The sequence below is a fragment of the Trinickia sp. genome (assembly GCF_051953405.1).
In the GTDB taxonomy this organism is placed as follows: Bacteria; Pseudomonadota; Gammaproteobacteria; order Burkholderiales; family Burkholderiaceae; genus Trinickia.
The window spans coordinates 37,037-58,570 of the sequence record NZ_JBQCIV010000146.1 but is presented as its reverse complement, the minus strand read 5'-3'; the positions used below and the strand labels follow the sequence as shown (position 1 = coordinate 58,570).

Here is a 21,534-nt window from a genome sequence, read left to right as displayed (position 1 = left end):
GAACGACACGCACTTTCTATGCACCGTCGCCCGTTCGCGGCCCCGCGTGCGGCGGCACAGTGCGACGGTCGCGCGGGCGTGCTCGTTGCTGGAAACAGAAACAGGGACACCGTCGCCGTCGCACCGTTCGAACGCCAAAAGAGGCATACGTGCGGCGGAACACATCACGCGACCTGCACAGGCGTTCGGCGCGTGATTAAACTAGTACGAGCGTCGTCAGCGCGGTGGCGATGCCGCCCACGGAGCCTCATCATGAATCGGCCGATCGCTCGTCTGCCCTTGCGCTACATCGCCACGATGTCGCCGGGCGCGCGATGGAAATGGCTCGCTTTCGTCGGCATGGCCGCGCTGGTCGGGCTCGCCGCCTATTTCGTCTCGCTAGAGATGCAAACGTCGAGGCTCCAGGCGCGCTATTTCGCGAGTTTGGGTCGGCAGGTATCGTTTTCAGTCCAGCCGGGGCCGAGCGACGAGATCCGTTTTCCCTCGCCGGGCGGCCCTTACGATTGGCGTTTGGGCTACGCGCGCCTGCCCGATTTCGAAGCGCGCCTGCGGGCGCGCGGCTATGTGGTCACGGGCCAAGCACGCGATTCGTCGATGATGACTTCGCTCGCCGATCGCGGTTTGTTCATGCCGTATGCCGAAAAAGACCAGGCCGGATTGCGCTTGTTCGATGCGCACGGCGTGCCGCTTTTTAGTGCACAGTATCCCGCCTTGGCGTATCCCGACTTCGACTCGATTCCGCCGATCGTCGTGAGCGCACTGACGTTCATCGAAGATCGCTATCTGCTTGACCCGAGCGAGCCGGATCGCAATCCGGCCATCGACTGGGGCCGATTCGGCCGCGCCCTCTCCGACCAAGCGCTACGCGTCTTCAATCGTCATCAATCGACGCCGGGCGGCTCGACGCTCGCCACGCAAACCGAAAAGTTCCGCCACTCTCCGGGGGGCCGCACCCAAACGCCGCCCGAAAAACTCCGTCAGATTGCGTCGGCGTCGGTTCGCGCCTACCTCGGCGGAGAAAACACGACAGCGGTGCGCAAAAGCATCGTCGTGCACTACCTGAACACGGTGCCGCTCGCCGCGCGCGCCGGTATCGGCGAAGTGCAGGGCCTCGGCGACGGGATGACGGCTTGGTACGGGCGCGATTTCGACGAAGCGAACCAACTGCTCTCGCAGATCACCGCCGAAACCGGCAATGGGCCCGCCGCGCCGGGGGTATTGGCCAGCGAAGCACTCGCGTTCAAGCAGGCGCTCTCGCTGTTGATCGCCCAGCGCGCGCCCTCGTACTACCTCGTGCGCAACCGTCCGGCGCTCGATCGGCTGACCGATAGCTATATCCGGGTGCTCGCGGCCAACGGCGTGATCTCGGCGCCGCTTCGCGACGCCGCGCTCGCGGCCCCGCTCGATTCGCACAAAGGCGCCCCGCCGCAGCCGGCCGCCTCGTTCGTCGCCCGCAAGGCGGTGACGCTTGTGCGCTCGCGCCTGCAACAAGCGCTCGGCGTAAACGGTTTTTACGATCTCGACCGGCTCGACCTGACGGTCCATTCGACCTTGGACGACGCCGTGGAGCGCGCCGTCGGCGCCCGGCTCGCGCAGGCCGCCACGGTCGACGGCGCGAAGGCGGCCGGACTCTACGGGTTCGAGATGCTGCGCCCCGGCGACGATCCGTCGAAAATCTCGTTCAGCTTCGCGTTATTCGAACACGAGCCGAGCGGCCAGGACGTCGTGCGCGTGCAAACCGACAGCGTGAATCAGCCGTTCGACATCAACGGCGGCGCGCGGCTGAATCTCGGCTCGACGGCGAAGCTGCGAACGATCGTCACGTATTTGCAGATCGTCTCGACCTTGCACGCACGCTATGCGTCTCTGAGCGCAACGGAACTCAAACACGTGCCGCTCGACCCGCTCGACGGCTTGTCGCGCTGGGCCGTCGACTACCTTTCCCATACGAACGATCGATCGCTGCCCGCCATGCTCGATGCCGCCGTCGAGCGCAAGTATTCGGCCAGCCCGGGCGAAACGTTTTATACGGGCGGCGGGGCCCAGACATTCTCGAATTTCGACAAATCCGACAACGGCCGCATCCTGACCGTGCGCGAGGCCTTCCAGCACTCCGTCAATTTGGTTTTCGTGCGACTGATGCGCGATATCGTGCACTACGAAATGGTGCAGACGGCTGGTCCTTCCGCGCATTGGTTCGACGATCCGCTGCTGCGCCGCCGCTACCTCGACGCCTTTGCCGATCAGGAAAGCCTCGTCTATCTGCATCGGTTTTTCGTCAAATACCACGGCAAGGGCCCGGACGAGGCACTCGATCTGCTCGTTGCCGACATGCGCAAGAGCCCGCCGAAGCTCGCGACGGCACTACGTAGCGTCGCCCCCGACGAACCGTTTCCGTGGTTTGCGCAGCGCATGCGCGCGGCGCTCAAGCACACCCCTAGCGCGTCGATTTCCGACGACGATCTCGCCAAGCTCTATGCGAAATACGCCATCGACAAGTTCAATCTGAACGATCGCGGCTATATCGCGGGCGTCCATCCGATCGCGCTGTGGATGCTCGCCTATCTGCGCCAGCATCCGAACGCGACCGAGGACGACCTGCGCAAGGCAAGCCGCGACGCCCGCCTCACGTCCTACGCCTGGCTGTTCAAGACGCGCCATCACGTGACGCAAGACCGCCGCATCCGCCACATGGTCGAGTTACAGGCGTACGACGCCATCGGCAAATCGTGGCGTGCGCTCGGCTACCCGTTCGAGACGATCACGCCGTCGTTCGCCGCCGCCATCGGCGCTTCCGGCGACCGGCCCGACGCGCTGGCCCATCTGATCGGCATCATCGCCAACGACGGCAAGACGCACCGTGCGCAAAGCATCGACACGCTCACGTTCGCCGCGGGCACGCCGTTCGAAACGCGCTTCGGCCGTGCGCCGAGCCAGGGGCATCAAAGCATCTCGCCCGAAATCGTGACGGTCGCGCGCTCGCTGCTGCGCGATGTCGTCCTCGGCGGCACGGGCGCGCGTCTAGCGGCCGGTTTGCCGCTCGGCGATGGGCGCACGCTCGATGTCTACGGCAAGACCGGCACCGGCGATCAGCGCTACGGCGTCTACGCGCGCGGCGGGCGGCTCATCGAATCGCGCAAGGTCAATCGCACCGCCGTGTTCGTTTTCGTGATCGGCAATCGCTTTTACGGCACGCTGACGGCCTACGCGCACGAACCGTATGCCGCTCGCTACGACTATACGAGCGCAATGGCCGTACAACTACTCAAATCGCTCGGCCCCACCCTCGCCCCGGTGCTCGAGGCAAACGATGCGCCAACGCAGGCCACACGCGCCTCGGTTGGCACGCAAGGCGCAACCGCTGCCGCTACCACCCCGGCCTTTTGACGCGGCGGGCATTTCCGCTCGCCGCCCCGCTCCTTCCTATACGCCTTCTGTCCCCGCTGCGCAGGCGGGGACGGGCACGCGCGTTGCGAGAGAGTCGGTGTCGCACGTGCGGCATACGTAAAAGGAGAGCTCACATGAACAAGGATCAAGTGAAGGGCGTGACGGAAAAGGCGAAGGGTAAGGTCAATCAAGCAGTCGGTAAGGTGACGAACGATCCGGCTCGCCAAGCCAAGGGGGATCTCCAAGAAGCCGCGGGGGATGTCCGCAAGGGCTACGGCGACGCCAAGGAAGACTTGAAGGACGAACTCAATCGCGACCGCGACGTGAAAAAGCACCACTGACGGTCGCGCACACGCGCGCGCTTAAGCCCTCAGCGGGGCGGCCCGGCGAACGTCAGCCGGTCCGCCCCGCTTTTTTCGCATGGTCGAGAATGAACTCGATGAACGCGGCGGCCGCGCGGGTTTGATGACGATCCGGCATGTAAAGCAGGTACATGCGAGTGCCGAAGATGCTGAGCCGCCAGGCATCGAGCGTGGTCACCACTTCGCCCCGGCGGATGTCGTCCTGCACCACATAATCGGGCACGATGCCCACCCCGAGCCCGGCCAACACGGCCTGGCGCAAGAACAGAAAGTTCTCCGAAATCAACGTGGGCTCGAGCAGCACTTCGTGCCGCTCCTCGCGCAAATACGCCGCGACACGAAGCTGCCGGCCGACGACCGTTGCCGTAATCAGCGGTGTCGTGCGCAACGCCTCCAGCTCGGTCGGCAAGCCATGCTCGTCCGCATAGACCTTCGACGCGCACGCGACGTAGCGCACCGCGCCCATATCGCGCGCGACCACGTTTTGCGGCGGCTCCGACATCACGCGTACGGCAATGTCGACTTCGTCGCGCAGCAAGTCTTCCACGCGATTTTCGAACATGACATCGAGCACGATGCCCGGATGCAGCCGTTTGAAGGTCAGCAGCCAATCGGCCATCACGAGTTGCCCATAACCGCTCGGCACCGATAGCCGCACGCGGCCTTGAGGCGTTCGCCCGAGCGTTTCGACGGTTTCTTGCGCCGCTTCGAGCGCGCGCCGAATCGCGCGACCGTGTTCGACCAGGCGCAGCCCCGCTTCCGTCGGCTCGACGCGCCGTGTCGTGCGCCGCACGAGTTGCAGCCCGAGCGTGCGCTCGAACTGATTGAGGTGATAGCTGACGTTCGCGCGCGTCATTTTGAGCCGGCGCGCCGCCTCGCTCAGATTGCCCGCCTCCAGGATTTCGACGAGCAACGAAAGCGAATTGAGATCCATGGGTCCGCCGGTGTGCCGGGCTGCTTCGCCAGACAATATGCACTGTCAAAGAAATTTTTACAGTCTGTCAACCCAGGCTCTAATTGTCAATTCCCGCTATCCGATCGACAATCGCACGATCGTCCACCTCGCCTCGCGCCCCGCCATGACCTCCGTCCCTTCCGCCTCCGTCGTCTCCCGATCGCTGCACGGCAACGTGCTGGTCGTGTCCATCGACCACCCGCCCGTCAATGCCTTGAGCGTCGATGTGCGCCGCGGCCTCGTCGAAGCGATCGACGCCGCCGAAAACGACGCCGCCGTCGCAGCCGTGCTGATCGTCGGTGCGGGACGCAATTTCATTGCGGGCGCCGATATCCGCGAATTCGGCAAGCCGCCGCTGCCGCCCTTGCTGCCGATGGTCTGCAACCGTATCGAAAACTGCACGAAGCCCGTCGTCGCCGCCATTCACGGCGCGGCGCTCGGCGGCGGCCTGGAGCTCGCGCTGGCGGCGCACTACCGAATCGCCGTGCGCGGCGCCAAACTCGGCTTGCCCGAGGTCCAGCTCGGCTTGCTGCCCGGCGCGGGCGGCACGCAGCGCGCGCCCCGCCTCATCGGCGCGGCCGGCGCGCTCGATTTGATGCTCTCCGGCCGGCACGCACGCGCCGAGGAAGCGCGCTCGCTCGGCCTCGTCGATCGCCTCGGTGCAACCGACGACATCCTCGGCGAAGGGTTGGCCTATGCGCGCGAACTGCTCGCCGCGAAGGCCGGCGTGCGGCCCACGCGCGCGGCGGTCGCGGGGCTGGCCGATGCCGACGCGAATCGCGCTGCCGTTGCCGCCGCGCGCAAGGACACGCCAGCGCGGACGCGCGGACTCTTTTCGCCGATGAAGATCGTCGACGCGGTGGACGCCGCGCTGACGCTGCCGTTCGACGAAGGCCTCGCGCTCGAACGCAAGCTCTTCCTCGAATGCCTGGACAGCCCGCAGCGCGCCGGTCTCATCCATGCCTTCTTCGCCGAACGCGAAGTCGTCAAAGCGCCGGAAACCCAATCCGCCAGTGCGCGTCCGATCGCGCGCGTCGGGATCGTCGGCGGCGGCACGATGGGCGCCGGCATCGCCGTCGCCGTGCTCGACGCGGGGCTGCCCGTCACGATGATCGAGCGCGACGATGCCGCGCTCGCCCGTGGTCGGGCGCACATCGAACGCGTCTACGACGGGCTCGTCGCCAAAGGGCGTATGAAACCCGAGGCGAAGGACGCCGCCCTCGCCCGCTTCGCGGGCAGCACCGCCTATGACGCGCTGGCGAACGTCGACCTCGTCATCGAAGCGGTGTTCGAAGACATGGCCGTCAAAAAGGCCGTCTTCGCCGAACTCGATCGAGTGTGCCGCCCCGGCGCCATTTTGGCGACGAACACCTCGTATCTCGACATCGACGACATCGCCAGCGGAACGTCGCGGCCGGCCGACGTCATCGGCCTGCACTTCTTTTCGCCGGCCAACGTCATGAAGCTGCTCGAAATCGTGGTTCCCTCGCGCGTCGCGGCGGACGTCGTCGCCACCTCGTTCGCGTTCGCCAAGCAACTGCGCAAGGTGCCGGTGCGCGCGGGCGTCTGCGACGGCTTCATCGGCAATCGCCTGCTTGCCGTTTATCGCACAGCGGCCGATTACCTCTTGGAAGACGGCGCATCGCCGTATCAAATCGACCGCGCGATGCGCGCGTTCGGCTACCCGATGGGCCCGTACCAAGTGGTCGATTTGGCGGGGGGCGACATCGGCTGGGCCGCGCGCAAACGCCGTGCACCGACGCGCGATGCGCGCATGCGCTACGTCGAAATCGCCGATCGACTCTGCGAGCGCGGCTGGTTCGGGCAAAAGACGGGCCGCGGCTTTTATCGCTACGAACAAGGCGCGCGCGTGGGCACGCCCGATCCTGAAGTCGAGGCCATCATCGAGAGCGAACGCTTGCGCGCCGGCATCGCGCCGCGTAGTTTCACCGACGACGAGATCGTGCGCCGGCTCATGTGCGCCGTCATCAACGAAGCCGCGAACGTCGTGCGCGAAGGCATCGCGCTGCGTCCGCTCGACGTGGACGTTGCGTTGATCTACGGCTATGGCTTCCCGCGCTATCGCGGCGGCCCGATGAAATACGCCGACATGCTGGGGCTGCCGAACGTACTCGCCGAATTGGAGCGTTTGTCCGAGGAGGACGCGTTCTTTTGGAAGCCGTCGCCGCTCATCGTCGAACTCGTGCAACGCGGCGCCGATTTCGCGAGCATGAACGGCACGGCGTCGTAGCGCGCGGCTCGGTGCGGTGTTTCATCTGACGGGGGGCTAGCGATGGACCTGAGATTCACGGCTGAAGAACAAGCATTTCGTGCCGACGTTCGGCGTTTTCTCGACGAACGGTTGCCCGCGCGGACCGCGCACAAAGTCAAACACGGGCTGCGGCTCACGCGCGAAGACATGGCCGAGTGGCACGCGATCCTGAACGCGCGCGGGTGGCTCGCGAGCCACTGGCCGCGCGAGCATGGCGGCACGGGTTGGAGCGCCGTGCAGCGCTTTATCTTCGACAACGAATGCGCGCTCGCCGGCGCCCCGCGCATCGTTCCGTTCGGAGTCAACATGCTCGGGCCGGTGCTGATCGAATACGGCAGCGAAGCGCAAAAGCGCCATTGGCTACCGCGCATCCTCGACGGTAGCGATTGGTGGTGCCAAGGCTATTCGGAACCCGGCGCGGGCTCCGATCTGGCCTCGCTGTCCACGCGCGCCGTGCGTGCGATCGACGCGCGCGGCGAGCACTACGTCGTCAACGGCCAGAAGACGTGGACCACGCTCGGGCACTACGCGAATATGATGTTCTGCCTCGTTCGCACCGGCACCGACGGACGCAAGCAAGAAGGCATCAGCTTCTTGCTGATCGACATGCGCACGCCCGGCATCGACGTGCGTCCGATCGTCACGCTCGACGGCGAACACGAAGTGAACGAAGTCTTTTTGACCGACGTGCGCGTGCCGATCGAGAACCTCGTCGGCGAAGAACATCGCGGCTGGACCTACGCCAAATATCTGCTCACGTACGAACGCACGAACATCGCCGGCATCGGGTTCTCCGTGGCGGCGCTCGAGCGGCTTGAACGCGCTAGCGCGACGATCATGCACAACGGGCGGCCGCTCGCGGACGATCCGTTGTTTGCGGCCCGCATGGCGCGCGTCGCGATCGACCTCGAGCATATGAAGACGACCAACCTGCGTACCATCGCGGCCGCCGCGGACAGCGCGCCGGGCGTGCGCAGTTCGATGCTCAAAGTGCGCGGCACGCAGATCCGGCAAGAAATCGCCGCACTCATGCGTCGAGCGTTGGGTCCTTATGCGCAGCCGTTCGTCGACGAAGCGTTCGACGAGGGCTACACGGGTGCACCGCTCGGTTCGTTCGACGCACCGGATGCAGCCAAGAGCGACTTCAACAACTACAAGCTGTCGATTTTTGGCGGATCGAACGAGATCCAAAAGAACATCATCGCCAAGACGATCCTCGAACTTTGATGCGGCTAGGCGGTGCGTCTCGCTGAGCAAACAACCTAGGAGTGCCCGACGATGAATTTCGCGTTGACCGACGAACAACGAATGCTCGGCGACACGCTCGCGCGCTTCATCGCCGAGCAATACGGATTCGCGACACGCCAGCGCATCGCGTGCTCGCCCGACGGGTTCGATCGCACGATGTGGCGCCGCTTCGGCGAACTGGGTGCGATCGGCGCGTTGTTCGCGCCGGAACACGGCGGCTTCGGCGGCACCGGCGACGACATTGCCGTCGTCTTCGAACACCTCGGGCGCGGCCTCGTCGTCGAGCCGTTCCTCGGTGCGCTCGTCGCCGGGCGCGCCCTATCGCTGGCCGGCACCGCCGAGCAGCGCGCATGGCTCGCGCGCGTCATCGACGGCGAAGCAGTGGCCGCGTTCGCCCATGGCGAGCCGGACTCGCGCTACGCGCTGGCCCGCGTCGCCACGACGGCAACGCGCATCGGCGAGAGCTGGCGCCTGAACGGAACGAAGGCGGTCGTCCTATGCGCCGAAGCCGCCGACGGCTACGTCGTATCCGCGCGCACCCGCGCAGCCGTCGACGCCGAACATGGCATCTCGCTCTTCTGGCTACCGCGCGATGCGCCGGGACTGACGCTGCGCGGCTATCCGTTGATCGACGGCGGCCGCGGCGCGGAACTGTTCCTGCGGGACGTGACATTGCCGGCTAGCGCGCTAATCGGCCCTAAGGACGAGGGCTTCGAGACGCTTGAACGAGCGCTCGGCTGCGGCGTACTCGCCCTCTCGGCGGAAGCGCTGGGCGCGATGGAGACGGCGTTTGCCGCGACGCTCGAGTATTTGCGCACGCGCCGTCAGTTCGGTGTGCCGATCGGCAGCTTCCAAGCGTTGCAGCACCGCATGGCCGATCTCGCGATCGACCTCGAACAGACACGCTCGGCCGTGATCAATGCCGCCGCGGCGCTCGATGCCCCGCGCGCCGCGCGCGAGCGCGCCCTCTCGGCCGCCAAGCACACGGTCGGCCACATCGGCGCGCGCCTCTCGCGCGAGGCAGTTCAATTGCACGGCGGCATCGGCATGACCTGGGAGTTGCCGCTTGCGCATTACGCGAAACGGCTCGTCATGATCGATCATCAACTTGGCGACGAAGACCATCATTTGGCGCGCTATATCGCGTTCGGTCGAGTATCGAACCAAGCGACCGAAGCGACCGAAGCGACCGAAACGACGCCATCGACACAACCGCGATGACGAGCGGACCCGCCATGAGCGAATCGAATCGAAACCCAGGCCCCGCCCTTCCGCTTGCCGGCATCCGCGTGCTCGATCTGTCGCGCGTGCTCGCGGGTCCCTCGTGCGCGATGGCACTCGCCGATCTCGGCGCAGAAGTCATCAAGGTGGAGCACCCGCAGCGCGGCGACGATACGCGCGACTGGGGCTCGCGCATCGGCCGGACGGAGACGTGCTATTACAACAGCATGAACCGCAACAAGCGTTCGCTGACGCTCGACTTGCAAACGGACGAAGGGGCTCGGCTCGCGCGCGAGCTTGCCTTGAAGAGCGACGTCGTCGTCGAAAATTTCAAGCTCGGCGGCGCGAGCACGTTCGGCCTGGATTACGACACGCTGAGTCGAACGCATCCTTCGCTCGTGTACTGCTCGATTTCCGGCTACGGTCGCGGCGATCCCGAGGCGGCGCGGCCGGGCTACGACCTCGTGGTGCAGGGCGAATCGGGCTTGATGGCGCTGAACGGCGAACCCACGCAGCCGCCGTTGAAATTCGGGGTAGCCGTCGTCGATCTCGTGACAGGCATGTACGCAGCGCAGGCGGTGCTCGCGGCGCTGTTCGACCGGCAGCGAAGCGGACGCGGCCGCCGGATCGAGATGGCGCTGTTCGATTGCGGTGTGGCGATCACGTCGTACTACGGGCTCGAAGCGCTGCTTGCCGGCGAAGATCCGCCTCGCTATGGGAACGCGCATCCGTCGATCATTCCCTACGGCGTGTTCGATGCGCAGGACGGACCGATCGTCGTCACCGTCGGCACCAACGCACAGTTCGCGCGTTTTTGCCGCGAGGTGATCGAGCGGCCCGACTTGGCCGAGGACGATCGCTTTCGCACCAATGTCTCGCGCGGCGCGCACCGCGACACGTTGATCCCGCAGATCAAAGCGGAGCTGGCAACACGCAAGCGCGCGACGTTGCTCGAGCGCCTGACGGCCGCCGGGATCCCATGCGGCGAAGTGATGGGGCTGCACGAAGCGTTGACTTCGCCGCGCGCTGTCGCCGCTGGGCTCGTGACGGCGCAGCCGCATCCGGTTGCCGGGACGGAGCATGTATTCGCCCCGCCCTACCGAATCGACGGCGAAAGGCCGCCGGTGCGCCATGCCCCGCCGGTACTCGGCGAAGGGACGGAAGACGTATTGCGCTCGGTGCTGGGGCTCGACATCGAGGCGATCGATCGTCTGAGACGGGATGGCGTGGTCTAAGGGAACGATTTGCGGTTAGCGGCTCCGTGCTGGCTCGGTAGCGATTAGCGAGCGCTGTTGGCCGCTCTCGCTTGCGCATTTGCGTCTATGTCGGTTTCCACTTGAGATCTTGCCTCCTCCGCTCGCGTTGCGTGAAAGGCACGCAACGCCTCGGCCATGGCCGCATCGGAAACGATCGGTCGGATCAGGGAGGACGGCGTCGTCCGATCAAGCAGCGACGGGCACCGTCTTGCCCTCACGCACCACCCGGAGCAACTCGCCATCGCGGCGCAGCGCCGCTTGCATCGTTCGTGCGCCGTTGCTCCAATGCGTCGCAACCTGCGGCCAGGAAAAATCGAAGGTCTTGTAGTAGCGTTGGCAGGGCTTATCGTCGTATATCACGTCGTACACACGCAGCGACGGCTCCTGCAGCGCCGCGCGCGCCTGGCGGTACGCCGGCATTTCCCGGCAGTCCGACGGAAGCGTTTCGAGCAGCGCGGCGAGCAATGCCTTTGCGCTCTTGGCGGCCTCGACGGCGGCCATCGCGGGCTGCGTCCTGGCAGTGTATTGAAGATCTTGCATGACGGAGGCAACGCCCACCGAATCGACGGGCACCGTGCCGGGCGCACGCCATAGATCCAGGGCAATCGCAAGCGTGTCGATGTGAGGTGGATCGAGCAGTAGGCAGTCGAGCGGCGAGTTCGAAATCAGGCCTGCGTCCCAATAGTGCTTGCCGTCGATTTCGACGGGTGAGAATCCCGGCGGCAGCGCACAGCTTGCGACGACATGCTCGGGTGTGAGGCGCGTGCGTCTGTTGTCGAAATAGATGCACTCGCCGTTACGCACCTCGACCACACCTAGCGATAAACGCATCGAACGCGCGTCGTTGACGCGATCGAAATCCGCGAAGCGCGCCAGGGTTTCTCTTAAGGGGGAGACGTCGTACCAGCTCTCGAACTCGTGTCCCCAAAATCGCTGCATGAACGCCGGTACGAGCTTAGGCTGAAAGAAACCGGCGCTCCCGGCCACGAAGGTGCGCCATGCGCGCAGGGCAGCGGGATAGGGCAGCGCCGGCTGACTAATCGTCTTCCAGAACGCCCGTAGCCGCTCGAGCCGGCGCTCGGGCGGATTGCCCGCGATGATCGTCGCATTGAGGGCACCGCTCGAAATACCGACGACCCATTCCGGCTCGATGCCCGCGTCGTGAAGCGCCTCGTAGGCTCCGCATTGGAAACTGGCGAGCGCGCCCCCGCCTTGTAGCAGCAACGCGATTTGGGTTGGCGTGGCGGCGGGCGCGGGGCGGCTTTGGGCGGATTGGGACATGGTGGCGACAGCGACGGAGGGGCGATATGTCACTGTGCTTCAGTGGCCGGTGCTGCCGCCATGGGAAAATTCGCGGATACGCTCCCCTCACTGACGTTTCACGCCGTGCATGAACGAAAACTCACGCATCACCATCACCCCGGCCATCGCCACATGATCGCCGGCGTACCCGTCATCAACTGACGCCCAATACGACGAGCCCGGTTCACGTCGGCTCCGTTTTTCAGGCTAGCGACCTGACGACTTCTTTTCGCTGAACCACGTCACCGTGCCAGCGAACACGCCGAAAAGAACGACAAACATCGCCATTCGGCCCGCATGGATCCATGTCGGTAAGTGATATGGAATGTCGTTCAGCAGCCATAGGATAGCAGGGCCGGCAGCAAGTTCGATAATGGTGATGCCGATTCCCATCACAATCAGCCAAAGCAACACGTAGTGCATGCAACGGAACCATTCAAAGCTGGCCTTCGAACTCACTTCTTGTCACCTCCATCGGCCTTGCTCTGTACAGCGGCACCAGTCCTTGCCTGCGCTGCACCACCCAATGCACCGCCAACCCACGACGGAATCGTACTCGGCGGCACGTACTTCGACACCCCCATGCCAACGTCCGCCCACTCTTGTCGGTACCAAGGATTCAGTATGTCCTGGAGCTTGCTCTCAAATTTAGAGCCAAGCGGATACCCAATCACCGTTCCCACCGCCGCCCCAGTCATCGCTCCGTTCGGATTTTGACCTTGCAGCGCCGAGCCGGTCAGCGCACCACCCACTCCGGTCAGAAACACCGGACTGAACTTCATCCCCGTCGAGAGCGCACCCGTCGCGCCCGATAGCGCAAAGCTCTTCCAGTCAAACGGCTGATCGCCCATCACTTGTACGCTACCATTGGCTCCCAACCCAAGAAGCGCACCCGCGCCCATCATGCCACCCGGGGCCAGCGAACCACCCGTCGACACGCCAAGGCCGATCAGGCCAACACCGGCCAGCGTCGCTCCCAGCGGGTCATTTTTGATGTTCGCTGTCACCAACTCGTTATACGTTTCACCGCGCCCGAGTCGCCGCTGGCCAAGGTCATATGAGCCCCGATTCGGCTCGATGTATTCGCTGTTGTAGTCATGATTCGCATACCGCGGATCGTTCTTATAGCCGTCGCAGTTCAGGTTCTGGCAACCCACGATGCTCCGCACCTTGTAATCGTGCTTCCCGCTCGATGCCTGCGCCGTCTGCTTGTCCGAGTTCCTTAGTATCTCGGCAACGATCCGCCCTTCCGCTTCCTGCTCGCTGATACCCAATTCCTTCGCAACAGTTTTCGCGTGCCGCTTCGCATCGTCGTATTCGCGCTGGTGAAGTTGCCGATTAAATCGATCCGTAGCGGCCGAAGTGAGCGCTCCGGTCGACCCGCCTACCAGCGCGCCGCCCCCACCCGCCAGCACATTCGACGCCAGATTCCCGAGCAACTGATCCACGTCCGCATTGCCCGTCGGGCCCGCATCCCTGACCGACTGCGCAATCTCCTTCAACTGCGGCGCAAGCTTCGCCGACAACCCCGCACCCACTGCCCCTCCGACGGCACCGCCACCGCCTCCCGTCAGCCCTCCCGTGAGCGCACCGCCTGCAACATGCAACCCGACGCGATAGTCGCCGCCCTCTGCCCAATCTCTCGCCGTTTTCCGATAACTTTCGCGAAGCGTTGGATCGGTCTCGCGCTTCGCCGCCGCTAGCGCCTCGCGTTCCTTCTTGTCCGCATACGCTCCGATCTGCTTGGCGATCGTCTCAGCCGCCGCCTGCGCCGCATCGATCATGTCCGATTGATTGGCGAGCGCATTGCTCAAATCCGGCAGCTTGTCGACCGTCCCGTTCAGATTCGAGGTATCGCGATTCAGCATCGCTATATCCTGCCGCTGACTACCCTCGTCCATGATCGTGATGCTGCCGTCGCTTACCGCGCTCTTTGTCAGCGCTTGGCTGCTTCCGCTCTCACTCAGCACCATCGGTGACGCACCACCTGCATTCCTGCCCGCCGTTTGCCCATGGGTCGCATAGTTATTGCCGCCATCACCAACCCCGCCGCCCACACTTCCGCCTGCGCTCCTGGCGCGATAGTCCGAACCGTTTTCGATATCCGAGAACGACAACGTGCCTGTCGTCAACCGGTTCTTCTCTGGAGTAGCCGTGCCCGCGATATACGCTCCCTTCAAGTCCGTATTGCCCTTGACGGTAATGTCGAATCCGCCCTCTCCCGCCTGAATACCGGACTGCTCGCTCACGCCCGCGTAGCTTCCGCTCGCGTCGCTCTTGCTCATGCTGAAGCTCGCGCTGCCGCCGCCCTGGCTGACGCTGAAGCCACCGCCCGAACTGCGCTGTTGCGCCACACTATGCACTGTGTCTTGCACGGACGCGATATTCAAATTCCCACCGATTTCCCCGATCACCCTTTTCGCGCTGACGTTCGCCCCGATGATGTCCGTGTCGCCACCGCTTACGATCGTCGCCGCGTTGCTCGCGACGATATGTGTATTCGTTTGCATCGTCGCATCGGAATTTGCATAGCCCTTCCCCCGAGACATGGCGGCTGAGACACCCCATCCATTCGTGCCGAACGACACCCCCGCGCTCGCGCTCTGCGATTCGTTAGTACTCCTCACACGCTCGCTATCGGTGGCGTTGAGCAGATTGACCTTATTGGTTGCCTTCAGCAGCACGTCCTTGGCTACGATATCGGAGCCCACGATCGTCACGTTGCCTTGGCCGGCGCTCTTATCGCCCGTCGCAACGAACGCAACCCCGCCGCCCGCCTTGATATGGCTACCGTTGTTCAGCACGCTGTCCTGCGTATACGTCGATTTGCTGCGAGACGACCCAAAGCTCAGTTCGATCTTCGCTTCCGGCTTCCCCCCATCACTCAGCGCACGCGCCATGTCGCCTGATGCACCCGCAAGATCCGCCACACCACCCGCTGCGGCAATCGCATGCAACGCCGATGCGCGGCTATCCTGACTGCGGCTAGCGCCCTGTGCCTGCCGATTGAGGTTCTGCAGCGCGTCCAGCACCGGCGATTTGACAGCCAATGTGAATCCCGAACTCTTCGCCTCATGCGTGTCATAGCGATGCCGATCCGTCTGCGACGCCTCGACCTTGACCTCCTTGGCGACACCCGTCACGTCGTGCGCCGCGACAACATCGGATCCCGCGATGCGAAGCTTGTTGCCCGCACGCATAGAGACACTGCCGCCGAGGCTGCCGATCAAACTACCGCGAGCGCCTTTCTCCGTGCCCAAGCTCGAATCAATCGTCTGATTCGTGCCGTGTGAAATCCCCGCGCCTGCTGTTCCAAATCCCGACTTCTTTACGTCCTTGAAGTGGTATTCGCTCGACGATGTCTCCGCCGTCGTGATCGTCATGTCGTTCCCGGCTTCCAACGCCACGTCACCGGTGCCCGCAATCGTTGTTGCGCTCGCGGTTAGATTGTTGCCAGCCACTACTTCAACTGTGTTACCCGACAGCAGGGTACCTACCGCATCGGTATAGCGACTCGCGTCGATCGTATGCGTCGACTTCGACGACAAAATCCCGCTTTCTTTCATATGGTGCTCGTCGTACGCACTCGCACTTCGCTCGCCTGCACGGAGGTTAACGTCGCGCCCGGCGACTGCACTCAAGCTCCCTTGAGCGCTGGCACTCGCCGCAGTCGCATTGAAGTCGCGCCCGGCTACAATGCCGAGATTGCCTCCCGATTGGACCGTCGTCCCGATATCGATCGACGCACTACGGTTACTCCTATTCTTGTCGTCCCACCGCACATGGTCTTCGCTGCTTTGACGAAGCGTAGTTAGGCTGACATCGCGTTTCGCCGCGAGCAAAGCCTCTCCCGATGAAACGATCTGCGCCGCGCTCGCATCGAGGTCGCGTCCCGCCCGCGCCGTCAGCGTCCCAGCATTGATTTGCGATACCCGATCGAGTTCCGTAGCGGACCCGTTTGCTTTTGTACTCGTCTGAGTGGTGCTGACGAGCCGCACATCGCGTCCGGCCGAAAGCTCGATCGCGTCTCCCTGTATCAATCCACCAAGGTTAATCAGATCTTGCCGCGCCTCGGCTTTGACCGACCGCCCCGCCACGGTACCGACATTCGTGATCGAATCCGCCGTGACGATCGTGATGCCCCGGCTTGCGATCGTGCCCGAGTTCTTAAGCGCCCCCTCGTTGTTCACGACTACATCGTTGCCCGCAACGATCGATCCGGTACCGGTCACATCGGCCGAATTCGCACGCAAATACACTTGCGGTACCAAGACGGTCTGCTCCGACCCGTCCGGCAAGACCACCGAGCGATTCACGAGCCACACGATATCGTCGGTCAGCGCCGCCATCTGTTCATCGGTCAAAGCCGTGCCCACGTTCATGCCGAATCGCTGCGCGGCTTTCACGCCGTTGGCCATCAGGGCCTGGTAGGCCGATTCGTTATCGGTATAGTTGCCGATCAATCGGTGCCCGGTCGCTTGAACGATTTGCTGCTGAATCAATTGCTGCTCGTAGAACCCGTCGCCCAAACGTTTCTGCACCGAGCCCGGGTCGACACGGAGTGCCCCAATCATCTGCTCGCTCGACAGCCAGGCCTTCCGGTTCGTGAAGCGTGGATCCGTTTCGATCAGATATCGACTGCCCGGGTCGGCGACAACCCGATACAAGGCGTTGTTCGGCAGTTTGATGTTGGGCTCGATCATGCGAATTTCGATCGTCCCGAGCTTCGCTTGTGCCATGGCCGTGGGCGAACCCGTCGTTCCAAGCAGCCCACCGGACGCAGCGATCGTCCGCGTCGGATCGCCGCCGGGTGCCTGAATAGATTGCGCAGCGGCACCGGCCACGCGAATGTCGGACGTACCGATCATCACTGCCACGTCGGCTGCAATACGCTTGATCGGGTCTAGGTTCGTCGGCGTAGCGACGGCAACCGGCAGATCGATCTCCCTTGGCGGAAGCGGCGCGGCGTAGCCCCTTATGGCTTGCTTGCGATCATCGCCGCGGAATGCGCCCCCCGACTCGATCCACGTATGAATCGCCTTCCCCACTCCCTCGAAACTCTCGGTCCCCTTCGGCTGGCTGTTGTCTTGGATGGCGTCGTTCAAATACTGACGCCCGCCGGCCACCATCTGACTCTTGTCGTTGATGCCCGAGTGCGCAGAAATCGTCATCTCCCTTCCGGCCGTGACGATGCCCGGCTGCGTGGCGGTCACAATGTCCTTCGTGGATTTCACCTGAACGTCGTAGATGTTCCAGGTCGAAACGATCCGGCTCGCCACATTCTGGTTGTAGTCATTGATCGCGCGACTCAGTGCGCCGTATGACCGAGTCAGGCTTTTGTGCCACTCGTTGAGCGCCGTGCAGCGTTCGGTCGCCGCACCCGCGCAAAATTGCACTTGCGTCGGTGGCGCGCCGTCTTGCCGAGGCTGTGCGATCGGTGCGCTTAACGTGTACCAATCAGCCCCTAGGTGCCGTTGATGACCCCACGCGGTTAGGCGGAAGTCGGCCGGTTTGATCAACGACGGCTCCGGTGGCAGCGGAGGCGGTTCGATCCCGAATTTCGCCCACATCTCGGCGGGCACCGTGCGAAATACGCCTGCGGGTGCTGGATCGCTCGCGATTCCGTCGGCGTTCCTGAAGAAGGGCGCGAGATTCGGATAGTGAACGCGGTCGATCTTTCCTGCGATGCCGTTCATCGTGTACTTGGCGTACTCGGCGAAAGGGTATTGCGCCGAGGGAAGGAGCAGCGTCTTTTGGTCATCGTCGAGTGCCCATCCATAGTCGGTACCCGGCCGCGCCTCTTCCGAATTGCGTTGATAAAAGTAGACGGCGGACGAATCGATCCGTTCCGTCGAGCCGGGGACCGTGTACCAAAGCTGCCGACCGGAATCGGTTGTGATCTTTTCCGTTTCGAAGCGGGCATTGAGATTTTCAAAACGGTCCGTAGCAATGCTCAGGTTACCGCCCGCGTCGATCACCGAACCGACGTTCTTGATCCGCGCCGACTTGTTCTCGGAAGCGTTCTCGTTGGCATCGAGGGTTGCGCCTGTTCGAATATCGTTCGATGCATAGATTAGGCTGCCGCTCTCGTTTTCGATCACGGAAGCGCCTATATCGATGTCTCCACGCGATGCCATCGCCGCGCCCGCTCCGTTCGCGTCAGCGCGGTTACGCACGGTTTGCGCGCCAACGGATACCCAATCGCCATATATCCGCCCCGCATTCTCCGCCGTGTCCTTCGCCTTGACGAGCGTGCGCGTGCCATCGATTAGTCCTTCGTTCGACACCGATTCGGCGAGCACGCCTGTCTTGGTATTACCGACGATTTCCCCGCTCGCTGCATTGTGGATTCGCTTGCCCGCCACTTCGGCTACGCCGCGAGCGGTCATCGAGCCGCTATTGCCCACATTCCCGCCCGCAGCGGCACGGAGGTCGCCTCCCGCGCGAATGTCGCCCGAATTGTTTAGGTCGCCACGCGTTTCGACCTCTATGCGCCCGCTCGACTCGATCCGGCCTCTGTTATCCAGCGCACCGGCCGCCATATTGATCGCTTGGCCGCCAAGGACGTCGCCATCGACGTTCGTCAGTGTCTGATTCGCATCGATCGAGAGCCGACCTGACGAGCTGGCCACACCACGCGTATTCTCTATGCTCTGCGCGATCAGATGGGTTTTCTCATCGGATCGAATTGAGCCCTCGGTGTTCTCGATATGCGATCGGGCCGTCACCGATACCGTCGCCGCCTCCATCCCGGCCTGCAATGGCGGAAGACCCAATACGGGGGCGAGTGCCGTCTCTTTCGTCTGCCCGTTCACGATCGCGTCGCCCGTCACGGTCAGCGTTTCTCCGGCATGTACGCCACCCCGCGTATTGTCGATTGTCGTACCGGACATCGTCACATCCGCATTGCTGCCGATCTGGCCTGCGACGTTCGAAATCGGCCCCGCACTTTCCGCGTCGAGCTTACCGAGCGACAGGATTGCGCCTCGATCGTTCGATATCGACGGCGCCCTCACCTGTGTCGTATCCGACGACGAAATCACCCCGCCGGTATTGTCGAGCGCGCCCGTTGTCAGCACGACACCATTCGCGATCACGCTGCCGCCGGCCGTGGCGCCTTCCGCCGTATGGTTGTCGAAGCGATTCGAGTGCGTATCGACTGTCGCCGAGTCACTCGCTTGAATCAGCCCTGAGCGATTGTCGAATGCGCCCGATTCGCTCTCGAGTCGACCCTTAGCGCCAATCGTGCCGAGCGTGTTGACGATCGCTGCCTCGCCCATATTCAGGCCGACGTCAGTGCCCGATACGGTCCCCTGTGTGTTGACGAAACCCGAACCGGCCAACTTGACATCGCCGCCGGCCAGCATTGCACCTTGCGTGTTATCGATCGCGGCCGACACCGACGCGCTCAGCGTTCCGTCAAGCGCACCGATGAAGCCGCCCTGGTTAGAGAGCTTTTCGGCTTGAATCTCGGCCGTACCGACCGCGACGACCATGCCGCCGTCGTTTTTCAACGAGGCGACGTTCAGGTCGAGTTCACTGCCGCGCATCTCACCGTCGCGATTGTCCAGCGCGGCGCCTCTCACCGAGAGTGCCCCACCGGATCTCACGCCCCCGTCCACATTGTTCAATGCATCGTGCACTAGGATGCTCGCTCGGCCCCCTATGCTGCCGATCTCGCCCCCTGCATTGCTTTCAATCGAACGAGTCTGCAATTCCAAGCCATCGCCGCCAACGATCGACCCTTGGCCGTTCGTGATTCGTCCATCGACGATAACCTTCAGCCGCTGCCCGGAAAGGATCGTCCCATGGTCGTTATTCGCATCGAAGGCAATGCGAATGCCGCCGTCGCCTGCCACGATACCGATTTTGCCGTCCCGATTGCTCGCCAAACGACTGATGTCGAACCACAAGCCGTCGCCGCCGATGATGTGACCGCGATCGTTGAACAGACTTCCGCTTGCCGACAGATGAAGCGCGCCGCGGCGAGCGCCGATCGAGCCGTCTACATTGTCGAGATTCGCTGTCGAGATCTCGGAACGGCGTAGGCTGAGAAGATTGCCCCCGACATTGCGAAGATCGCCGGTTTTCAGCGACAGCGTCTCGCCGACAACTGTCCCGCCTAGGTTCGACGCCGATCGAGCATCGATGCGCGCACCGTCGACGGCGACGATCATGCCGCCGTCGTTGATCCATTCGCCTTCCGAGTGCAACGTTGCATTGAGCGAGTTGGCGATCGCCCCTCGCGTCGTCAATCGCTCGTCGGCATCCACGTTGAGCGCGCTTGCCGCCGATATCACGCCGCCATCGAGCGACACCGCCGATCCTTTCAGATTGACGTTATCACCCGCCGCAAGCGTGCTGTTACTCGACAGGACATCGCCCGTCAGGGACACGCTGCCCGGTGCCGATAACTCTCCGCTCGCGTCGAGACCCGCGAGAATATGGGCGGCGTTGTCAACTGTTGCTGCAGCGAGAGTGACATTGGATTGTGCCGCGATGGTCCCCTCGTTGCGAAGCGTCGAACCCGCGTCGAGCCGAACGGTTCGGCCGCTGACGATCGCGCCTTCGTTCGTCACGTTGGGCGCATCGATGCGTGCGTCGCCCGCGGCCTGGATGCGCCCGCCATGCACGATGGCGACATCGCCCTTGGCGGACAGTTCGATGTCCCCGGTCAGCGAATCGACGACACCTGAGCTGCGGACACCAACGCCCGCCTCCGTGCCGATGAGGCGCACGCTATTCGCGTACATGCCACCCAGTGCCTGGACATCGATTGCCACAGCCGGCGCATCGCCTTCGCCGGGGCGAACCGTGGCCGTGCCATCGGCATAGCTAACGTGGTTCGCGCCTGCCGTCGAGCGAATGGTGTCGGCCCACACTTGCCCGTTGATCTGCATCGCGCGGGCGATCAGGTCGATTGCGCTGCCACGGGCGTCGAGTCCCGCGCCGTCGATGGCGAGCCGCCCTTTCGCGACATCGAATCCCGCCAGCGAACCGTCCCGATTAAAAGACGGCCGCCCGGTGGTCAGCGATACGCGAGGAATGTTGATGAAGCCGCATCCGGCACACGTTATACCGGCAGGGTTGGCGACGATCAGATTGGCTCGGTTGCCGGCGATTTCGGTTACGCCTAACAGCCGTGTAGGGTTGCCCGTCGTCACTTGATTAATAATCAGGCGCGCAGGGGTATTGCCCATCAACGGGTTGCCTTGCACCCAGCCGGCGATTTGGCTCTGGGCGCTTCTTGGCGTGTTGACGATAACCGCGCCGTTCGTCCCGACGTTGTAGTGCGTAAAGTGATTCAAGGAGACGCCGGCTTGGTTCGGCGTGACGATATTGACCAACGGGACGCCCGAGGCCGACACGCCCACCACGGGATGGTTCGCGCCGCTGCGATCGGGAACCATCGGCAGCGTAGCTTGCGCCTCGGCTGCAAATGGCTGCATCCCAAATGCGCACAGGACCGCGAATGCACTCGCTCGAGCGGCGAACCATGGCGGGCTGGCATGACCGTTCGACAGTTTCCCA

Annotated in this window: 11 protein-coding genes; 7 read left to right on the top strand and 4 right to left on the bottom strand. The window is 63.6% G+C overall.

The annotated features are described in order from the left end of the window. Nucleotides 1-252 precede the first annotated feature (252 nt). Together ACTHN9_RS26195 and ACTHN9_RS26190 are read left to right on the top strand one after the other, a co-directional pair. Nucleotides 253-3,387 (top strand): transglycosylase domain-containing protein, encoded by a 3,135-nt coding sequence (locus ACTHN9_RS26195; RefSeq protein ID WP_440539728.1) that lies wholly within the window; start codon nt 253-255, stop codon nt 3,385-3,387. A gap of 134 nt (nt 3,388-3,521) precedes the next feature. Next, nucleotides 3,522-3,728: a CsbD family protein gene (locus tag ACTHN9_RS26190; protein ID WP_440539727.1), complete on the top strand. Its 207-nt coding sequence runs from the start codon at nt 3,522-3,524 to the stop codon at nt 3,726-3,728. 52 nt (nt 3,729-3,780) lie between these two features. Here ACTHN9_RS26190 and ACTHN9_RS26185 read toward each other — a convergent pair whose 3' ends face one another. Next, the gene (locus ACTHN9_RS26185) at nt 3,781-4,683 is read right to left on the bottom strand and encodes a LysR family transcriptional regulator (protein ID WP_440539726.1); all 903 of its coding nucleotides are present in this window, start codon (nt 4,681-4,683) and stop codon (nt 3,781-3,783) included. A 145-nt stretch (nt 4,684-4,828) separates the two neighbouring features. Here ACTHN9_RS26185 and ACTHN9_RS26180 point away from each other — a divergent pair, with 145 nt between their 5' ends. Genes ACTHN9_RS26180 through ACTHN9_RS26165 form a run of 4 tightly spaced genes read left to right on the top strand, consistent with a single transcriptional unit; the run spans nt 4,829 to nt 10,680 of the window. Beyond that, nucleotides 4,829-6,955: a 3-hydroxyacyl-CoA dehydrogenase NAD-binding domain-containing protein gene (locus tag ACTHN9_RS26180; protein WP_440539725.1), complete on the top strand. Its 2,127-nt coding sequence runs from the start codon at nt 4,829-4,831 to the stop codon at nt 6,953-6,955. A gap of 42 nt (nt 6,956-6,997) precedes the next feature. Further along, on the top strand, nt 6,998-8,203 hold the full coding sequence (locus ACTHN9_RS26175) for an acyl-CoA dehydrogenase family protein (RefSeq protein WP_440539724.1): 1,206 nt from the start codon (nt 6,998-7,000) through the stop codon (nt 8,201-8,203). A gap of 51 nt (nt 8,204-8,254) precedes the next feature. Beyond that, nucleotides 8,255-9,445, top strand: a complete 1,191-nt coding sequence (locus ACTHN9_RS26170) for an acyl-CoA dehydrogenase family protein (protein WP_440539723.1) — start codon at nt 8,255-8,257, stop codon at nt 9,443-9,445. 14 nt (nt 9,446-9,459) lie between these two features. Continuing rightward, nucleotides 9,460-10,680: a CaiB/BaiF CoA transferase family protein gene (locus tag ACTHN9_RS26165; protein WP_440539722.1), complete on the top strand. Its 1,221-nt coding sequence runs from the start codon at nt 9,460-9,462 to the stop codon at nt 10,678-10,680. A gap of 207 nt (nt 10,681-10,887) precedes the next feature. Here ACTHN9_RS26165 and ACTHN9_RS26160 read toward each other — a convergent pair whose 3' ends face one another. After that, complete coding sequence (locus ACTHN9_RS26160) at nt 10,888-11,982, bottom strand: patatin-like phospholipase family protein (protein ID WP_440539721.1); 1,095 nt, start codon at nt 11,980-11,982, stop codon at nt 10,888-10,890. 60 nt (nt 11,983-12,042) lie between these two features. Between ACTHN9_RS26160 and ACTHN9_RS26155 the strand changes: the two genes are divergently transcribed. After that, nucleotides 12,043-12,165: a hypothetical protein gene (locus tag ACTHN9_RS26155; RefSeq protein WP_440539720.1), complete on the top strand. Its 123-nt coding sequence runs from the start codon at nt 12,043-12,045 to the stop codon at nt 12,163-12,165. 45 nt (nt 12,166-12,210) lie between these two features. Here the strand turns inward: ACTHN9_RS26155 and ACTHN9_RS26150 are convergent, their stop codons facing one another. Both ACTHN9_RS26150 and ACTHN9_RS26145 read right to left on the bottom strand, forming a co-directional pair. Further along, entirely contained in the window at nt 12,211-12,462 is a 252-nt protein-coding gene (locus ACTHN9_RS26150; protein ID WP_440539719.1) for a hypothetical protein, read from the bottom strand. Then, complete coding sequence (locus ACTHN9_RS26145) at nt 12,459-21,452, bottom strand: two-partner secretion domain-containing protein (RefSeq protein WP_440539718.1); 8,994 nt, start codon at nt 21,450-21,452, stop codon at nt 12,459-12,461. The genes ACTHN9_RS26150 and ACTHN9_RS26145 overlap by 4 nt, the downstream gene beginning before the upstream one ends. Nucleotides 21,453-21,534 lie beyond the last annotated feature (82 nt).

Coding starts and splice junctions, on each gene's coding strand:
- ACTHN9_RS26160 (WP_440539721.1), bottom strand. CDS start 11,982: ATGTCCCAATCCGCCCAAAGCCGCCCCGCGCCCGCCGCCACGCCAACC.
- ACTHN9_RS26145 (WP_440539718.1), bottom strand. CDS start 21,452: ATGCAGCCATTTGCAGCCGAGGCGCAAGCTACGCTGCCGATGGTTCCC.
- ACTHN9_RS26175 (WP_440539724.1), top strand. CDS start 6,998: ATGGACCTGAGATTCACGGCTGAAGAACAAGCATTTCGTGCCGACGTT.
- ACTHN9_RS26185 (WP_440539726.1), bottom strand. CDS start 4,683: ATGGATCTCAATTCGCTTTCGTTGCTCGTCGAAATCCTGGAGGCGGGC.
- ACTHN9_RS26195 (WP_440539728.1), top strand. CDS start 253: ATGAATCGGCCGATCGCTCGTCTGCCCTTGCGCTACATCGCCACGATG.
- ACTHN9_RS26165 (WP_440539722.1), top strand. CDS start 9,460: ATGAGCGAATCGAATCGAAACCCAGGCCCCGCCCTTCCGCTTGCCGGC.
- ACTHN9_RS26155 (WP_440539720.1), top strand. CDS start 12,043: ATGGGAAAATTCGCGGATACGCTCCCCTCACTGACGTTTCACGCCGTG.
- ACTHN9_RS26180 (WP_440539725.1), top strand. CDS start 4,829: ATGACCTCCGTCCCTTCCGCCTCCGTCGTCTCCCGATCGCTGCACGGC.
- ACTHN9_RS26190 (WP_440539727.1), top strand. CDS start 3,522: ATGAACAAGGATCAAGTGAAGGGCGTGACGGAAAAGGCGAAGGGTAAG.
- ACTHN9_RS26170 (WP_440539723.1), top strand. CDS start 8,255: ATGAATTTCGCGTTGACCGACGAACAACGAATGCTCGGCGACACGCTC.